This window comes from Treponema brennaborense DSM 12168 (genome assembly GCF_000212415.1).
GTDB classification, from domain to species: Bacteria; Spirochaetota; Spirochaetia; order Treponematales; family Treponemataceae; genus Treponema_F; species Treponema_F brennaborense.
Map to the genome: position 1 here is coordinate 62,416 of NC_015500.1, position 18,367 is coordinate 80,782.

Annotated in this window: 16 protein-coding genes; 5 read left to right on the forward strand and 11 right to left on the reverse strand. The window is 52.2% G+C overall.

What is annotated here, in order from left to right; translation table 11 throughout:
- Window positions 1–44: 44 nt before the first annotated feature.
- From TREBR_RS00265 to udp, 11 genes are all read right to left on the reverse strand, one after another.
- Window positions 45–1,088, reverse strand: a complete 1,044-nt coding sequence (locus TREBR_RS00265) for a 2-hydroxyacid dehydrogenase (RefSeq protein ID WP_013757231.1) — start codon at window positions 1,086–1,088, stop codon at window positions 45–47.
- A gap of 114 nt (window positions 1,089–1,202) precedes the next feature.
- Window positions 1,203–2,726 (reverse strand): FGGY-family carbohydrate kinase, encoded by a 1,524-nt coding sequence (locus TREBR_RS00270; RefSeq protein ID WP_013757232.1) that lies wholly within the window; start codon window positions 2,724–2,726, stop codon window positions 1,203–1,205.
- Between the two features lie 116 nt (window positions 2,727–2,842).
- Complete coding sequence (locus tag TREBR_RS00275) at window positions 2,843–3,796, reverse strand: sugar-binding transcriptional regulator (protein WP_013757233.1); 954 nt, start codon at window positions 3,794–3,796, stop codon at window positions 2,843–2,845.
- 79 nt (window positions 3,797–3,875) lie between these two features.
- A complete protein-coding gene (locus TREBR_RS00280; RefSeq protein ID WP_013757234.1) occupies window positions 3,876–4,094 on the reverse strand; it encodes a type II toxin-antitoxin system antitoxin in 219 nt (72 codons plus the stop codon).
- A 3-nt stretch (window positions 4,095–4,097) separates the two neighbouring features.
- On the reverse strand, window positions 4,098–5,126 hold the full coding sequence (locus TREBR_RS00285) for an SPFH domain-containing protein (protein ID WP_013757235.1): 1,029 nt from the start codon (window positions 5,124–5,126) through the stop codon (window positions 4,098–4,100).
- A gap of 226 nt (window positions 5,127–5,352) precedes the next feature.
- Window positions 5,353–7,683 (reverse strand): ATP-binding cassette domain-containing protein, encoded by a 2,331-nt coding sequence (locus tag TREBR_RS00290; protein ID WP_013757236.1) that lies wholly within the window; start codon window positions 7,681–7,683, stop codon window positions 5,353–5,355.
- A gap of 74 nt (window positions 7,684–7,757) precedes the next feature.
- Window positions 7,758–8,609 (reverse strand): PhzF family phenazine biosynthesis protein, encoded by an 852-nt coding sequence (locus tag TREBR_RS00295; protein ID WP_013757237.1) that lies wholly within the window; start codon window positions 8,607–8,609, stop codon window positions 7,758–7,760.
- 32 nt (window positions 8,610–8,641) lie between these two features.
- Window positions 8,642–9,070, reverse strand: coding sequence for a YkgJ family cysteine cluster protein (locus TREBR_RS00300; protein ID WP_169310614.1), 429 nt, complete (start codon window positions 9,068–9,070; stop codon window positions 8,642–8,644).
- Between the two features lie 231 nt (window positions 9,071–9,301).
- Complete coding sequence (locus TREBR_RS00305) at window positions 9,302–9,751, reverse strand: pyridoxamine 5'-phosphate oxidase family protein (RefSeq protein WP_169310615.1); 450 nt, start codon at window positions 9,749–9,751, stop codon at window positions 9,302–9,304.
- A 414-nt stretch (window positions 9,752–10,165) separates the two neighbouring features.
- A complete protein-coding gene (locus TREBR_RS00310) occupies window positions 10,166–11,386 on the reverse strand; it encodes a phosphopentomutase (protein ID WP_013757240.1) in 1,221 nt (406 codons plus the stop codon).
- Window positions 11,376–12,182: a uridine phosphorylase gene (udp, locus tag TREBR_RS00315; protein WP_013757241.1), complete on the reverse strand. Its 807-nt coding sequence runs from the start codon at window positions 12,180–12,182 to the stop codon at window positions 11,376–11,378. Before udp ends, TREBR_RS00310 begins: the two co-directional genes overlap by 11 nt.
- 632 nt (window positions 12,183–12,814) lie before the next feature.
- Between udp and TREBR_RS14190 the strand changes: the two genes are divergently transcribed.
- From TREBR_RS14190 to TREBR_RS00335, 5 genes are all read left to right on the forward strand, one after another.
- A complete protein-coding gene (locus tag TREBR_RS14190) occupies window positions 12,815–12,970 on the forward strand; it encodes a hypothetical protein (RefSeq protein ID WP_013757242.1) in 156 nt (51 codons plus the stop codon).
- A 76-nt stretch (window positions 12,971–13,046) separates the two neighbouring features.
- A complete protein-coding gene (locus TREBR_RS00320) occupies window positions 13,047–14,609 on the forward strand; it encodes a bifunctional metallophosphatase/5'-nucleotidase (protein WP_013757243.1) in 1,563 nt (520 codons plus the stop codon).
- A 146-nt stretch (window positions 14,610–14,755) separates the two neighbouring features.
- Window positions 14,756–15,772 (forward strand): LacI family DNA-binding transcriptional regulator, encoded by a 1,017-nt coding sequence (locus TREBR_RS00325; RefSeq protein ID WP_013757244.1) that lies wholly within the window; start codon window positions 14,756–14,758, stop codon window positions 15,770–15,772.
- A gap of 35 nt (window positions 15,773–15,807) precedes the next feature.
- The gene (locus tag TREBR_RS00330) at window positions 15,808–17,334 is read left to right on the forward strand and encodes an ABC transporter ATP-binding protein (protein WP_013757245.1); all 1,527 of its coding nucleotides are present in this window, start codon (window positions 15,808–15,810) and stop codon (window positions 17,332–17,334) included.
- Window positions 17,321–18,364: an ABC transporter permease gene (locus TREBR_RS00335; RefSeq protein WP_013757246.1), complete on the forward strand. Its 1,044-nt coding sequence runs from the start codon at window positions 17,321–17,323 to the stop codon at window positions 18,362–18,364. The genes TREBR_RS00330 and TREBR_RS00335 overlap by 14 nt, the downstream gene beginning before the upstream one ends.
- Window positions 18,365–18,367: the final 3 nt, after the last annotated feature.

Sequence of the window (18,367 nt, forward strand, 5' to 3'; positions counted from 1 at the left end):
CCTCCTGAAGCATAGTTATCCGCGGCTTTCGCCGCGTTTGCGTTTTACTTATACCGGTACAGCAGCGGTTCTTTCCGCATAAAGCGGATAATATCCGAAACGATTTGTCTGGTGTGATTGGTGAGCACTTCGCGCGTGGCGCCGGCGATATGCGGTGTGACGACGACGTTGTCCAGTTCGGTAATATACGGGTGATTACGGGCGAGCGGTTCGTGTTCGTAAACGTCGAACGCCGCGCCGGCTATTTTTTTACGGCGCAGCGCGTCGATCATCGCCGATTCGTCGAGAACGGATCCTCTGGAAGTGTTGATAAAATACGCCGAAGGTTTCATCAGCGCGATGCGTTCGCGGTTTATCATGCCCCTCGTTTCGGGGGTAACTTTCATGTGACAGGTTATAAAATCGGATTCGCGCATAAGCTGTTCCAGCGAACGGACTTTCATGATGCCGATTTCTTCAATTTCGATTTCGCTTTGATACGGATCATACACGAGCAGCTGCATACCCATTGCGCGCGCAATTTTTCCCACGCGGCGGCCGATACTGCCGTATCCGAGAATGCCGAGCGTTTTTCCTTTCAATTGAGTGCCTTTGAACACGGTGTACGGCGCGTCGACGGTCATGTCCCAAATGACGTCCTGTTTGAGTCCCGCCTTAGCCTGATTCGGCACGGTTTCCGGTGCGGTAAACAGTCCTTTTTTCAGCGCGGAATGCGCTTGCGGAACGTGCCGTGCGGCGCACAGCATGAGTGCGACCGTCAGTTCCGCTGCGGAATCGGAATTCCGCCCGGGAGTAAACAGCACCGGTATGTTTTTTTCCCGTGCCGCTTGTACGTCTATATTAACCGGGGTTGCCCGGGTACAGGCTATCAGTTTGAGATGCGGCGCGTGTTCAATAACTTCGCGCGTGATGTCGTCGTAGGACGTAACGATCATGTCGGCGTCCGCCGCTTTTTCGGCAAGCTGTGCTTCCGTTAATTTGGGCAGCCCGCGTGCCCAGCCGTCGAACAGAATCTCGGCGAATTCCGCCAGCGGTTCCAATTCATTCGCGTCGTATTCCGCGGTAAAAAAGATTTTGATTTTTTCCATATTTCCTCCTGTAAAAAATTCAGGTAAAATCCGAGTGGTTTATATTGCGTTTTCTTGAGAATCGATGCGGTTGCTCAAGAAAAGGTGCGTTTTCACGAGCGGCGGTGTTCCCGGTTACGGGCAGTCCGTTTGCCGCAGATATTCCAGAAGCTCGCGGCGTCTGTTCCACAGCGGCATGTGCGCAATCCGAATTTCCCGGAAAAGACCGAACACGCGGTCGTAGCGTTCTTTTTTTTGCGGATCCGGCGTGTATTCGGCTTTGAATTTGCAGGAAGCGGTAACGGCGGCTTTGTAAGAACCGAATACGCCCGTGCGCACCAGTGCCATAAGAGCGATGCCTTTTGCTCCCAATTCTTTGGTGTCGGGAATTTTCACCGGCATGCCCATGATGTCGGAAATCATTTGCGCCCATACGGTGTCTTTCGCGCCGCCGCCGGCAAGATATATCGTGCCGCGGCCGTCGATATTTCCCAGACAGTCCCTGATGGAAAACGAAATGCCTTCGTAAACGGCCCGTATCAGCGTCGCTCTGGATGTTTGCACGTTTATGCCGAAAAAGCCCGCACTTGCGTACGGATGATGGAACGGCGCCCGTTCACCGGACGTGCTTATGTACGGCAGATATATGACGCCGCGGGATCCGGCCGGCTCGGAAGCGGCCAGCTGCCGTGCGACGGAAAAATCTTCGGTGCCGATAATTTCTTTCATTGCCCAGTCGAGGTTCGGCGTCCCGTTCATAGTCGGCTGCAGCGAGATATACAAATCTGTGAGCGGATGTTTTTCATAGCGGGAACCGGCTTCACCGAATTCGCAGCCTTTTTTGCGGTATATCACTTCGGTCGCGCACGTGGTTCCCAGAATAACGCAGCAATCGTGTTCTTTTATTGCGCCGATACCCAGCGCCGAAACCGACACATCCAGTCCGCCGGTGATAACGGGCGTTCCGATACACAGTCCCGTTTGAGCCGCCGCCTGTTCGCAGACGCATGCGCACAGCGTGTCGCTGCTGATCGGAACGGGAAGAATCGGCAGATATTTTTTAAGTCCCATAGCTTGCAGGATATTGACGGCGATCGTTCCCTGATCCAGATGAAGCAGGCTTGTTCCCGAATCGGTCCAGTCGCACGCAATTTGTCCCGATAACCTGAACCGGATCCAGTCTTTACAGAAAAAACAGGCGGCGGCGCGGTCGAGCGTTTCCGCGCGGTTGTTCTGCATCCATTTCAGGAGCATCAGCTGCGTCCCTTCGAGCGGCGGTGTTCCCGTGATGGTGTGTATTATTTGTCCGATATCGGATCGCTTGAAATACGAAACTTCTTCGGTTGCGCGCCCGTCGCACCAGAGAATGGCGTTCTGCACGGGTTCCCCGTTCCTGTCTATGAGCCAAAGGCCTTCACCTTGTCCGGTGATGCCGACGGCCATGATTTCCTCCTTTTTTGCGGGTCCCGATTCGACGAGATCATTGATACAGTGCGCCGTTTTGTCCCAAATGAGATTCATATCCATTTCGGCGGACGACGTACCGGAATAAATCGGCCGGTTTTCCCGTGATGTAACGAGGATTTCCGCGCCTGTTTCGTCAAAAAGAACTGCTTTTATGTTCGTCGTTCCGCAGTCTATTCCGATAACGTAGGTCATGAGCTTCTCCTTTTTTAACCTTACATTTGTAATTTAATATTACAAATGTAAGGTTATGGATAGTATGAACCCATTACCGGAAGTTGTCAAATTTTTTTTCGGTTTTTCGTGCGATTTTACGGAGCGGCGGGAGATATCAGCGTGCAGATGCGGGCGGCGGTGCGAGAATCGACGATGAGGGTGTCGATACAGCCGGTGCGCAGTGCGCTTACGATCGATTTTGCTTTATCGGCGTTGGCCGATACGGCGATTACGTCGGGTATTTTACGGAGCGTCGGAATGTCTATGCCGATTATCCGATCGGACAGCGGGCAGTCGTGCCAGGAACCGTCGTCGCGTATCGGATTCAGGCAGACGACGGAATGGAATCCCGTTGACCGCAGCTGTTCGATCTCCGCTTCCGCAAAAAAGTTCTGCCGGATAAACGTGTCTGAATCGATGGATCCGATTCCGACAAGGGCGGCGTCGCAGGTGGTAAGGTAGTCGAAATAGTCGCGTATCGGTTTTTCCTTCAGCAGCATGTTGCGCAGTTCCGCGGAAGAAACGATTCCCGGAGAATACATGGTGTAACAGGTACAGTCCAACTTTTCGGCAAGCAAATGGGCGACGGTGCTGTCCTTCGTGCTGTCGGAAAGGGCGTTCTGCACGCCGAACATCTGCACGACGTGTCCGTTCGCATTTTTCTTATATTCCATTTTCTGCACCGTTTTTGACAGCGTTCTGCTGAACGAAACGCCGATCCGTTTTTTCTGCGGCAAAAAGACATCCAAACAGGACGCAGCAAGCGACGTTACTTCGTTCATGACGTTTTCCGGCGTGAAATCGTCGGACACGGACGCAACCAGAACGTGTTTCAAGTTGAATTCGGTTTCAATAGTGTTCTCAAGAATAAAATCGCGGTTTTCGTAGCCGTTTATCTTTATGGAAACAATTTGCATGTCTTCCAGCTGATTGATTATCTGGTTGACCTTTTGGCGGGAAATGGAAAACCTTTTTGCGATTTCATCCTGTGTCAATTTCAATACATAGTAGAAATGAGCAATTTTGATATAAAATTTCCGTTTTTCCATATCGCCTCCCGTTTTTATCCCGATTCGGTTACCGTTTTATTATAACACGGGAAAAAACGGGCTGCAATATATCCGTTCTTTATTCTATCGTCAGTTCAGGCGGTTCGTCGAGCGATTCTGAAACGTATTTTCCGTTTTTTTTACGCTGCCGCACGCATTCGGAAAGCAGATATTCGATTTGACCGTTTACCGATCTGAAATCGTCTTCCGCCCAGGCTGCGACGGCATCGTATAATTTTGCGGAAAGGCGCAGGGGAATCTGTTTTTTCTGCGCTTCTTTTTTTTCCGTTTTTTCCATATGCTAATACAAGCTTCCCGAATTGACGATAGGCTGCGCGTCGCGGTTTCCGCAGAGGACGACCAGCAGGTTTGAAACCATCGCGGCTTTGCGTTCTTCATCCAAGTTTACGACGTTGTTTTCGTTGAGCCGCGCCAGTGCCATTTCTACCATGCTGACCGCGCCTTCCACGATCATTTTGCGCGCGTCGATGATAGCCGACGCTTGCTGCCGCTGCAGCATGACTGCGGCAATTTCCGTTGCATAGGCAAGGTAGGTTATGCGCGCTTCAAGTATTTCGAGTCCCGCTTCGGCTACTTTCTGCTGGATTTCGTCTTTGATGCGCCGTGCGACGATTTCACTGGAACCGCGCAGACTGCCTTCGTCCGCAGTGCCGTCACCGGTGGTGTCTACGTTCGGGGCTACGTCGTACGGGTACAGGCGGACGATGTTTCTGAGCGCGCTGTCGCACTGGAGCGACAGATATTCTTTGTAATTGTCCACGTTGAAAACTGCTTTCGCTGTATCGGTTACGCGCCACATGACGGCGATGCCGATTTCAATCGGATTTCCCAGACAGTCGTTGATTTTTTGAATGTTGTTGTTCAGCGTCATGATTTTGAGAGACACGTGTTTGCCGGTGGAACCGAAGGCTTCCGCTGCGTTCGCCGCGTTGCGGGCGCTGAGGGCCGACATTTTTGACGGAGTGTCGGCAGCGGTGCCGCTTTGATTCAGCTTCGTTTTTTCAGCCGGATTGATGGCCGTACAGAACGGATTGACGAAGTAAAATCCGTTGCTTTTCAGTGTTCCGACGTACGTGCCGAACAATGTCAGTACCAGCGCTTCCTGTGGTTTGACGATTTTCAGACCCAGAAACGGCACCCAGCCGAACGAAACGACGGCGATGCTAACGATGAAGAGAAGCGGCGAATCGCCTTCGTCCATTATGACGGCGCCGTATACTGTTCCCACGATTGCTGCAAGATATACGATAGCCGTAATCAGCAGCGCGGCCATACCGTTTTGTTTGGTATGTAAAATTTTTTCCTGCATAACGTATGTTCCTCCATGAAACGACGTGACATCAGAGTCTGCCGTAAAACGTGCGCACCGCTTGCTGCCGACTTTTTGATGTCTTTATGATATCATTTTAATATCATATTCGGAGGTTTGTCAAGCGTTTTATCGGAAAGTACCGGTACTGTTTTTCGGTGCCGGGGATTGTTGTGGACGGGAACGGCTGCGGTACGGCGGCAGTCGCTGTGCTATTTGTCTCTTTCTATTCTGCGTTTCTGAGGCATTCTGCGGTGATAGTTTGAGCGGTGTCGTGCATCTGCCGCGGTGTGCCGGTAAAGACGACTTGTCCGCCGTTTTTACCTCCGTCGGGGCCGATGTCGATGACCCAATCGGCGCGTTTTACGACGTCGAGATTGTGTTCGATAACGACGACCGTGTTGCCTTTTGTCACCATTCTATCGAACAGTTCAAGCAGTTTTCCGGTGTCGGAAGGGTGCAGCCCCGTCGTCGGTTCGTCCAGAATGCAGATGTTTCCCTTTTTGCCGACGTATTTAGCCAATTTGATGCGCTGCCGTTCGCCGCCTGAAAGCGTTGAAAGCGGCTGTCCGAGCGTCAGGTACGATAGGCCGACTTCGGTGAGCGCTTTCAGCTGCGCGGTGATTTTTGCGGCGGATTTTGCCGTCGGTTCTTCAGTAAAAAACGAGCGTGCGGCGTCGGCGGTCATGCCGAGAACGTCGGTGATCGATTTTCCGCGGTATGCGGCTGAAAGCGCGCGCTCGTTGTATCGCGACGTGCCGCACGCTTCGCACGGGGTGACGATCGGATCCATAAACGCCAGTTCGGTTACGACGACTCCTTTGCCCTGACAGACGGGGCATGCGCCTTTTGAATTGAAACTGAAAAGACCCGCGTCTTCACCGGTTGCGGCGGCGAACAGTTTGCGTATGTCGTCGAAGAATCCCAAAAAACTTGCCGGCATGGAACGGTTCGTCGCCGTGATGGGACCTTGATCCACTTTAACGACGCGATCGGCGTACGTGTCGGCGAAGCAGTGCGAAACGAGCGTACTTTTACCGCTTCCGGCGACACCGGTTACGACGGTCAGGACGCCTTCGGGAATCCGTACGCTCACGTCTTTCAGATTGTGGAGCGTCGCGTGTTCAACGGAGAGCCAGGCGCGCGGTGTTCTCTCGTGCGTTTTATACGGGAGGGACTGTTTCATGGCGCGCCCGGTGAGTGTGTCCGATTCGAGCAGTTGTGCGTACGATCCCTGAAAGACGATTTTTCCGCCGTCCTGTCCGGCGTGCGGGCCGACGTCGACGATATGATCGGCGATGGAAATGACGTCTTTGTCGTGTTCCACGACGAGGACGGTGTTCCCCTTGTCTCGCAGATTCCGCAGGAGTGCGTTCATACGCCCCACGTCGCGCGGGTGCAGTCCGGTACTCGGCTCGTCGAATATATACGTCAGATCGGTTAAACTCGATCCCATGTAGCGTACCAGTTTGAGCCGCTGCGCTTCTCCGCCGGAAAGGGATTCCGATTCGCGGTTCATGTGCAGATACGGCAGTCCGATTCCGATAAGTCTGTCGAGGCTGGTCAGGAGCGTTTCGATTACGGCGGAAACCCGGCTGTCGCCGATCGCGGCGAGTATGCGGCGTAAATCGGTAAATTCCATATTGCACATTTCGACTATGGTGTGATCGGCGACGCGGCAGCTGCGTGCGGCAGCGTTCAGCCGGTCGCCCCGGCAGTCCGGGCACGGCTCTTCGGTAAGAACGTTCGCCTGATGCGTTTGAGACGCTTTGCTCATAACGCTGGTGTCGCGATTTAAAAAGAGTCGGGTAAAATGCGGCAGCAGTCCTTCAACGAATTTGCTTTCGCGCAGGACGACTGCGTTTTTCGCGGCTGCGTTTTTCGCGGATGCCGCGCCGTTTGGGGCGATCTGTTCGGCCGTTATTCCCGCCCGGTTCCCGTATACGAGCAGATTGTATTCTTCCGGTGAAAATTCTTTGATTTTTTTGTCCAGGGCGAACAGTTTGGAGCGTTCCAACTGGCTCCAGTAATAGCCGCCGGGTTTGTACAGCGAATGTCGGATGCCGCCTTCGTTGAGTGATTTTTCGTGATCCAGCAGCGGTTCCATATTTATTTTGGTTACTTTGCCGATTCCGGCGCACGTGCGGCACATACCGTTCGGATTGTTGAATGAAAAATACGAGGACGTGCCTACGTACGGCGTTCCGATGCGCGAAAAAAGCAGCCGCAGACTTGCGTACATATCGCTGATCGTACCTACCGTGGAGCGTGCGTTTCCGCCGAGCGGCGACTGGTCTACGATGACCGACGCGGTCAGGTTTTCGATCTTTTCGGCGTGCGGTTTGGGATATTTGGGAAGCCGGCTGCGGATAAACGCGGAATAACTTTCGTTCATCTGACGCTGGGATTCGGCGGCGATCGTGTCGAACACGATGCTCGATTTGCCGCTGCCCGACACGCCGGTAAACACCGTGATTTTGCGTTTGGGAACGCGCAGCGAAACGTTTTTGAGGTTGTTTTCTTTTAATCCGATAATGCTGATTTCGTCATTGTTCATGTCGTGATTGTACAGTCTCCCGTAAGGGGAGGGTCAAGACGTGAGGCCGGTTGCCGTTCGCGGTGCGCTGCTGGTCAGTTCAGGAGCGTTCCCGATGCGAAAAAGGATACGTCGCCGCGGATAACGACGTCGCCGTTCCGGGTAACCCGTCCGGTTATGGTGCTGGGTCTGCCGCAGAAGCGGCCTTGACTGAGCGTTATGTCCGTTTCCGCGGGATACGCGCCGACGTTCACGAGGTACGCGACGAGCGAACCGGCGGCGCTGCCGGTGGCGACGTCTTCGTACGAGCCGGAATTGTCCCACGTGCGGCATTCGAGCGTATCGGTCTGAAAAAAATAGGCGAATTTTGCTTTCCGTTCGGCCAGATACGCTTCAAATCCGTCTTTACGGATACGGGCGTACGCGAGGTTCTGCTTGATCGGAATCAGCAGATATGCGAGTCCGGTGGAAACGACGCGCATCGGATACGAGTCGTCGATATCCTGCGGCGTAAGGCGCAAAAATTCGCACAGTTCCCGCACGTTTTGAATCGGTTCCGGATTGACAACGGATGCTTTGCCCTGATTCATTTCAACGGTCATATACGCGCCGCGTTTCAGACTTTGCAGACTGAGACTTCTGCCGGTGGATTTGATTTGCAGGGTGATTTTCCGTTCGGGGGAGTCGGGAGCGGTCAATTCGTGCAGGAGAGCGGCCGTTCCCAACACCGGGTGACCGGCGAACGGCAGTTCTTCCTGCACGGTGAATATCCTGATGGGGAACACACCGTCCCGCTCCGGATAGATGAATACGGTTTCAAACTGTTTGAATTCCTGTGCAATGTGCAGCAGCGTCTGCGGATCCGTTTCCTGCGGAAGGAATACGACGGTCAGGCCGTTGCCCGACAGCGGCTGTGAAGAAAATACGTCGACGTGATAATAATTCATACGGACTCCTTACGTGCCTCAACATTCACAAATCATTTATAGTTTTCCATGATTTTTTCGCAGATGAGAAAGGCGGCCGGGCAATACAGGGAGTCGAGCGCCAAGCCGACCAGTTTTTTCTGTACGTTCACCGATTTGGTGTGCGGAAAATTCCTGCACGACAGGGTTCGCTCTTCGTAGACGGCGCACGTGTTGTCGGCTTCCTGAAACGGGCAGGGCAGCTCTTTGAGCATATAGCCGACGCCGTCGGGATCTTGCATCAAGTAGCGGTTTCTGAACTCTTTTTCGTTCGTACCGATGGCGGAGCAGATATGCATGACGTCGGTATTGCGGAACACCGGTCCCAGATTCCGGCAGCACAAACCGCATTCGGTGCAGTCGATTTCCGCAAAAACTTCGTCGTGGTAACGGTGCACGGTTGCGTCGAAGTCGCGTTTGCTGAGCTTTGAAAGATGCCGCATTTTGCGCATGATTTCCTTATGTTTGGTTTTGCTTCTTTCGAGGATGGCGTCGAATTTACCGATGATATGCTCCTTGCAAAATCGTTTTCGCGCCCGCTCCTAGAGACCCGGAGTACTGAAAAATCCGGGTCGGACGGAAACGTACGCTTATATGAACTCGTGCTCCGGATTTTTCAGTATGAGCCGGAGGAGGCGAAGGTCGGAAGGAGCGCGAAGGCGCCCGTAAAAAACTTATGCAATCGTATATTCCGTTTTTTCGTACGTGTTCCGGAGTAAATCGGCGGTGACGATGTACGGGATATCGTTTTCGTATTCCCAGATTTGGATGCGCTCGATTTGGAATGCGATGACGACTTCGGTTGTGAGGTTTTTATAACGCTCGTAGGAACCGGCGTGGACGGCTTTGAATTTTTGCCTGAGTTCGGGGTGGTCGTCCCAAGTGCCGATGACGCGCGCCGTACCGTAAATTTGGTAATTGTCGACGCAATAGGCGGCGCGTGGGTTCCGTTCGACGGCGTGCGTTTTTTCCATTCGGGAGTCGGTTTGACAGTAGACGGCGTCGTAATCGACGAGCACGCTCATATTGCGGGCGGTTACCTGCCCGTCCCGGGACGTTGCGAGCACCATGATTCGTTTTTCCGACAGGGTGCGCAGAATATGTTCGATTTGCGGTATGTACATCTGTATAGTATACGGGCGGCCGCTGTTTCTGTCAATCAGAGACATGGGAGGCATAGAAGGCATAGAAGGCGATTTGCGTTTGTACAGCCGAGCGTGCGCGCGACGAGTAAGACGAGCGCCGTGCGTAATACGATCCGCAATGCCTGCGGTCGTTGTTTTTTCACGTTTTCTTCTGGCAAGAACTTTCGTACGTGCTTTATAAAGGTTCGGAGCATGTTGTGAAAAGCTTTTCATAACATGCTCCGTTTTTCCCTTATCTTTTCATTATCAGACCCGAAAAAGGGATCTGCCAAGTTTTTTATTCATTCAGGAAAAAAATCGTGAACGAAAAGGCTGCGCGGGCGTTTCCGGCCGTTTCTTATCCGGCGGAATCCGCAGTCTCCGTCGTATTGTTTGCCGCCGGAGCGGAAGCTTTTAGCGCAGTGCGGAAAGAATCGACCGGCCGATCGTTCCTTCGGGCATCGCTACGCCGAAGTTGTCCGCGACGGTTGCTCCGATAACTGCGAACGTGTCGTAATCGGGCAGTTTTCCGTTTTCGGGAAGCCCGTTGCGTCCGCTGCCGGCTGAAGCGTAAAAGCCGGGCGACCATGCGATGAAGGGAACTTGTTCGCGGGTGTGGTCGGTTCCCGTATACGTCGGGTCGTTGCCGTGATCGGCGGTCAGAATCAGCAGATCGGAATCGGTGAGTTTTTCCGTCAGTATGCCCAGCTCCGCGTCGAACCGTTCGAGTTCTTCGGCGTATCCGCGCGGATTGCGCCGGTGGCCCCACAGCGCGTCGAAATCGACCAGATTTGTAAAACACAGTCCGGTAAAATCCGTGTCCGCAATTTCGATCGTCTGTTTCATGCCGTGCACGGAACTTTCGGATTTATGGGCTTCGGTAATTCCTTCTCCGACAAAAATGTCGTTGATTTTTCCGACCGATACGACGCTGTATCCGGCTTCGGCGAGTGCGTTGAGAACGGTTTTGCCGTACGGCTTCAAGGCGTAGTCGTGGCGGTTCGCAGTCCGTTTGAATTCGCCGCGTTTGCTTCCGGTATACGGGCGTGCGATAACTCTGCCGACTTTCCATTCTTCTTTCATCGTCAGTTCCCGGGCGATTTCGCAGTACCGGTACAGCGTTTCAAGTCCCATCGTTTCTTCGTTTCCGCATATTTGCAGAACCGAGTCAGCCGACGTGTATACTATCAGGTGTCCGTGCGCGAGTTCTTCTTCCGCCAGTTCTTCCAGAATTTCCGTACCGCTCGCACTTTTATTGCCGATAACGGTTCTGCCGGTGCGTGCGGACAGTTCGTCTATCAGTTCCTGCGGAAATCCCGTGTCGGTAAACGTCCGGAACGGTTCGGTCGTATGAAGCCCCATCATTTCCCAGTGTCCGGTCATGGTGTCTTTGCCGTTGCTCGCTTCGTTGAGGCGGGCGTAATAACCGAGCGGCCGTTCGGCCGGTGCAACGGTGCTGACGGAATGCAGATTGGCCAGGCCGAGTTTCCGCAAGTTCGGAATGTGCAGCGTCGGAACGGAACGGGCTATGTGTCCGAGCGTGTCTACGTCGAAATCTCCGAACGACGCAGAGTCCGCCATCGCGCCTATTCCGAGCGAGTCGAGGACGATGATAAAAACTCTTTTATACTTCATAGGCTTCAGCGGGTTCCTCTTTTTTTGCGTCGTCGGCGATAAGGTGCCGTATGGCTTCGACGGTTACGCGGATGGCTGCGTCGGTGTCGTGCACGATGGGATTATCCATTCCCGCCTTTTGCCGTTCCTGATTTCCGACGACAAGAAACGCCGAGCCGCAGCGCACTTTCAGATAATCGGCAACGATGAACAGTGCTGCCGATTCCATTTCGGACGCTTTGCATCCCATGCGGAGCCAGGCTTCCCATTTGTTCTGCAACTCGTAACTGACCGGTTTCGTTTCCGGTTCGTGCTGGCCGTAAAAGGCGTCCTTGCATTGGACGATGCCGGCGTGGTACGGCAGGGCGAGTTTTTGCGCGGCGTGAACCAGCGCGTTGGTAACGTCCAGATTCGCGACAGCCGGAAATTCGATGGGAGCGTATTCTTTGCTCGTACCTTCCGCCCTGATGGCACCGGTTGCGACGACGATGTCGCCGCCTTTGACATCGACGTCCATACCGCCGCAGGTGCCGATTCTGACGAACGTGTCGGCGCCGCAGCGAACCAATTCTTCCATTGCGATGGATGCCGACGGTCCGCCGATTCCCGTAGACGTTACGCTGACTTTTTGGCCGTCCAGCGTGCCGGTGAACGTAACGTATTCACGGCTGTCGGCGATTTGCACCGCGTCGTCCAAATACCGTGCAATTTTGGCACATCGTTTCGGGTCTCCGGGCATAATGACGTACCGACCGACTTGACCGGGTCTGATTTGCAGATGGTACTGCAGATCCGCTTCTCCAGAATAGTTTTGCATAAAAACTCCTGTAAAAAATGATTCGGCGGGGGCGTTTTAAGGTGATTCGTGCGGAGGGTGTTATGCCCCGACGCTTGCGGCGTAATAAAGGGTGTAAACCCCGACAGCGATACCTTTTGAGAACAGCGTACCTCCGCGCGCTGCGTCGAGATATGCTGTTTCCGGATCACGGTTCCTGCCGACGGCGGAAACCGTACTGATAAAAGGGTTCAGGGTCTGTTTTTATCAGCGTCCCCGTTTTCCGGCTGATTGCGGATTTCAGTATTGCACAGTTCCGGTGAAAAGACAAGTTTTTTTTGATACCTCAAAAAACGCAAAAAACGTGAAAAACGCGGTGGTATGTTCAGTCGTTACGCTGGCGTTACTCTACGGGCTGCAAAAAACTCGATTACTCTACGGGCTGCAAAAAAAAATTTGACAAATTGAATTTACGGTGTTATGCTTTTTTATGAAAAGCTTTTCATAGTGTTTTCATGTTTTTTTCATCAAAAAATGTGATTTATCTGCCGGACACTGTCGTTTTTTCGTGCAAAACGACTGCTCATTTTAAAAAGGGACTGCCGAATGCATAATTTCCAATTTTTATTATATGGCGTACAGGTTCCGTTTGTCCTTTCGTGAGGAGACTTCATATGAAGTGTAAACGGAAAATATTTCTGCCTGCTGCTGTGTTGTTGCCGTTTTCGGGATTGATTACGGGATGCAAACAGAATATTCCCGGTGAACCGGCGGTAAAACCGCCGGGAATAGCTGCGGGTGATCCGGTGTTCGTGCAGATCGGTTTATGAACGGAAACAAGCGGTGCGCCGTTTAACCGTTCAGCGGATCGGTTTCGACGCCCGTTTTTGAAAGGAGGAAATTAAAATGAAAAAATGGTATGCCGGTATCGCAATGCTGCTGACTGCCGTTTTCGTATTCGGCGGCGGGTTGAAGGAGAACCCGAAAAATACCGCCGTGGTACGGACTCCGGATGCGGAGTATCAGTTCGTCGTGCTGCATACGAACGATTATCACGGCGGAGCCGTTGCGGAAAACGGGAAAGGCGGGGCCGCTTCGTTGTCGACGTTCGTTGCGCAAACTCGTGCGGCGAATGAAAACGTATTACTGCTTGACGCCGGCGACGTCAATACCGGCGGAGCCGTATCTAACATGTTTTTTGCCGAACCGGAATATAAGGCGTACAGCATGATGGCGTACGATGCGGTTACGTTCGGAAACCATGAATTCGACGTATCGCTGGAACAGCTGGAAAAGCAAATGCAGATTGCGGGTGTTCCTTTCGTTTCGGCGAACGTTAAGCGGCGCAACGGTAAATCGCTCGGTACGGCCGAATATCTTATCAGGGAGTTTGAAGGTATTCGCGTGGGAATTTTCGGGTTGACGACGCTGCGTACGACCGTTCTCGAAAATCCCGATGAAAGTTTGACTTTTACCGATGAAATCAAAACTGCCGAAGCGGTGGTTGACGAACTGCGCAATAAAAAAAAGGTTGATATCGTTATTTTGCTGGGGCATATCGGTGATGTCAAGGAATCGGCAGATCACGTAACTTCGCCTGAACTGGCGGCGGCGGTTCCCGGAATCGATATCATTGTCGACGGGCATTCGCATTCCTTGTTTGAGTCTCCGCTCGTCGTCGGCAGCACGAGAATAATTACCGCAGGATCTTACGGAAAGACTGTCGGTAAAGCCGTCGTTACGGTGCGCAACGGCAAAATTATCGGTTTTGACTGGGACACGGTCGTTTTATCGGAAGATGTGTTTCCTCCCGATCCTGCCGTTGCGGCAATGCTTCGTCCGTATGAACAAGAGGCAGAATCGTCTCTTAGTGAAGTCGTCATGCAGGCTGCCGAGCCTTTTGCCAACGATAAAAAACAGACGCGATACGGAGAAACGGCTCTCGGCAATTTTATCTGCGACGCGTTTTATGCCCGGCTTACCGCGATCGGTCACGAACCCGATTTCGTGCTGCTGAACGGCGGCGGTATTCGGGCGTCCATTCCGGCGGGAGCCGTTACGAAAGGCGATATTCTGACCGTTTTACCGTTCAATAATTACCTTTACGTTATTACGCTGAAAGGATCCGACGTTCTGGACGTTTTCGATTTTATTGCAACCGTGCCGCAGGGGGCGGGCGCGTTTCCCAGTGTGTCAAAACAGGTGCGCTATACGGTCAATTATAAAACCGGTAAAACGGAAAATCTGACGGTTAACGGTCGCCCCGTGGATCCCGACGCGGAGTATACGATCGGTACGATCAACTATCTTGCCGAAGGCGGCGACGGATACGAAGTTTTTAAAAGAAGCACGGATTCGTTCAATACTTCCATTTTATATGGGCAGATGCTGTTGGATTATTGCAAATCGTTATCCGCACCAGCCGTTCCGTATACGGACGGACGCGTAATCGTGATAGGAGGAAAATAGCGCGCGTGTAAAACCGTCCGGCCGAGCTCGAAACCGGACGGCAATCTGCCTGTGGAGGATATCTATATTATAGAAGATAAATGTTTGACAATGCGAAATGCCTGTGTTAGCATGACCAAAGCTTTTCTTAAGAAAAAAGGAATAATATGCTCAATATTAAGGATATCGCAAAATTGGCAGATGTTTCCATTTCCACCGTGTCGCGGGTTATCAACAAAACGGCTTACGTCAATCCTGAAACGGAACGGCGTGTTCGGAAAATTCTGAACGAAACCGGATACACGCCCAGTTTGCAGGCAAGAGAAATGCAGCAGAAAAGGACTCATACGATAGGAATCATCATTCCCCGTATCGACTTGGAAACGTTTTCTGCCGTATTCGACGGAATTTCACACGTTTTGTCGGAAAGAAAGTACAGCGTTCTGCTGGCGGATACGCACGTGGATCTCGAAAAGGAATTGGAATATCTGGACGTTTTCTGCAAAAAACGGGTAGACGGAATCCTGTATTTCGTAGTCGGAACGAGCGAAACGCAGCGGCGGATCGTTTCACGGCTGCCGGTGCCGGTCGTGATTCTCGATCAGAGCGGAATCGCTTTCAATCGCCCGGCGGTGCGTAAAGATTCGTTCGCAGGGGCGAAGGATATCGTTACGTATTTGTGTTCGCTCGGACACCGCCGGATCGGTTGTTTATGCGCAGATTCTACGGATTACAGCAGCAGCGTTTTGCGGCGGCACGGATACGAAGCGGCGCTGACGGAGCAGGGGATTCCTTCCGACCAGGAACTGATAGTAGCCGGTACTTTTGAATACAGTTCCGGCTACGAAGGAACCGAAAAATTGATGCTTCGAGGCGACGCGGCGCCGACTGCGATTTTCTGCATAACCGACCGTTTGGCGATTGCCTGCTGCAGCTGGCTGCTGTCTCACGGATATCGGATTCCGCAGGACGTGTCGGTTGCGTGCGTGGACGACACCTCGCTGCTGAAATATTGTTATCCGGGGGTAACGACGATGTCCCTGAATTATGAACTGATGGGGAACACCGCCGCTCGGATGATACTGGAATGCATTGAAGAGAATGAAAAGGAACGGAAAGAGATCGTCTTTCCTTATACGTTAACGGTCAGGGGAAGCACCGGTGAAGTGAAAACCGATACGTGAAACGTGCTGCGGTAAAATAAAGGGGGCGTATTTTTATGGAATATGTTGTAGAGATGCTGCATATCAGCAAGTTTTTTCCCGGAATTAAGGCGAACGCTGATATAACCTTACAACTGGCAAAAGGGGAAATACACGCGCTGCTCGGAGAAAACGGCGCCGGGAAGTCGACGCTGATGAGTATCCTGTTCGGTTTGTATCAGCCCGACGAAGGCGAATTGAAAATCTGCGGCAAAGCGGTGCGGATAAACGACCCGAACGTTGCAAATGATCTGGGGATCGGCATGGTTCACCAGCATTTCAAACTGGTTCCCAATTTTACGGTAACGGAAAACATCGTGTTGGGAAGGGAACCTACTGGCGGCCCCTTTTTAAATGTAAAAAACGCTGCGGAAAAAATCCGGTTTCTGTCGGAAAAATACGGGCTCAACGTGCAGCCTGATGCAAAAATAGAAGACATTTCCGTAGGGATGCAGCAGCGCGTTGAAATTCTGAAGATGCTGTACCGGGACGCCGATGTATTGATTTTTGATGAACCGACGGCGGTTCTGACTCCTCAGGAAATTGAAGATTTTATCCGCATTTTGAAAAGTTTAAAAGCGGAAGGAAAATCAATCATACTGATTACCCATAAATTGAAAGAAATAAAAGCGATTGCCGACCGCTGTACGATCATCCGGCAGGGGGAACTGATAGACACCGTGTCCGTTCGTGAAACGAGTGAAGAAAAAATGGCCGAATTGATGGTCGGCCGTAAAGTATTTCTCACGATTGAAAAGGAAAAATCGAAACCCGGCGAAGCGATATTGGAAATCGAAAATCTTTCCGTTAAAAGTGCGCGAAAAGTACCGGCGGTAAAAAATTTCAGTCTCTGCGTGCACGCCGGAGAAATTGTCGGCCTGGCCGGTGTCGACGGCAACGGACAAACCGAATTGATTGAAGCGCTGACGGGGTTGCGGCCGATAGAAAGCGGCTCGATTTTGCTGAACGGAACCGAAATCAGCCGATTGCCGGTGCGTGACAGGATAAAAAAAGGTTTGGCTCATATTCCCGAAGATCGGCAAAAACGAGGACTCGTTCTTGACTATAATATAGAAGAGAATTTGATCCTGCATGAATTCCGCACCGAACCTTTTTCCCGATACGGATTTATGGATCGCAAAGCGATAGCCGGATACGCGCAGGGCATAATCAGGGATTTCGACGTCCGTTCGCCCGAGGGAGCTGCCTCAATTGTCAGAACCATGTCCGGCGGAAATCAGCAAAAGGCGATTGTCGGCAGGGAATTTTCCTTACATCCCGATTTGCTGGTGGCCGTGCAACCGACGCGCGGGCTCGACGTCGGCAGTACGGAATACATTCACCGTCGAATCGTTGAACTGCGCGATACAGGAAAGGCGGTTCTGCTCGTTTCACTCGAATTGGATGAAATTTTAGGTCTTTCCGATAAAATCGCCGTTATCAGTCACGGTGAATTGATCGACGTAGCGGACGCCGCGTCGGTAACGGAAAAACAAATAGGTCTCATGATGGCGGGAGTAAGGAGGAATCATGATGTCGCGTAAAAGAACGGGCAGGGAATTTTTGGTCGGACTGCTCGCCGTTATACTGGGGCTTTTCGTCGGCGGCATATTGATGCTTTGTACCGGAAACAATCCGTTCAGCGGATATCTGTTCCTGTTCAAAGGCGGTCTGATGTCCGTCGAGCGCATAGGCGATACGTTCGCGATGGCGACGCCGCTCGTTTTGACGGGATTATCGGTGGCATTCGCTTTCCGTACCGGATTGTTCAATATCGGAACGTCCGGTCAGGTTTTATGCGGAGGTTTGTGTGCCACGATGATCGGTTTAACGGTGCCGCTTCCGAAACCGGTGCTGCTGATGATGATGTTTGCGGCGGCGTTTGCCGCCGGTGGAGTTTGGGGAGCCGTTTCAGGGTTTTTGAAAGCACGGTTTAACGTTCACGAAGTGGTTTCCGGCATCATGCTGAACTGGATTGCGTATTGGATTGTGTATTACGTAGTGCCGGCTTATTTTAAGGGCAGTTTTGAAACGGAATCCCGGCATATAACGGCGGGTGCTTCTTTGAAAGTGAATTGGCTGACGGCGTTGTTCGACGGCTCGTATATCAATTTGGGAATTTTTATCGCGCTCGCCGCCGTCGTCTGCACTGCGGTCGTTCTGAACCGCACGACGCTCGGATATCAGCTGAAAGCCGTCGGTTTTAACCGATTTTGCGCCGAATACGGCGGAATCGAAGTGAATCGTAATATCGTCGCATCCATGGTCATATCAGGCGCGTTGTCGGGTGTCGCGGGGTTTTGTCTGTATTGCGGATACTCTTCTACCATTCAGATCGGCGTTATGCCGTCTCAAGGATTCGACGGTATAGCGGTGGCGCTTTTGGGCGCAACGGCTCCGGCCGGCGTCGTGCTTTCCGCTTTGTTTTTCGGCATATTGCAAAGCGGAAAGGGGTTTATGAACGCGATGACCGATATTCCGCCGGAAATCGGCGATACGATTATTGCGGTAATCATTTATTTTTCGGCAACGAGCGTCATGATTCGCCGTTTTCTTGCAAAAATAGGCAGATAGGAG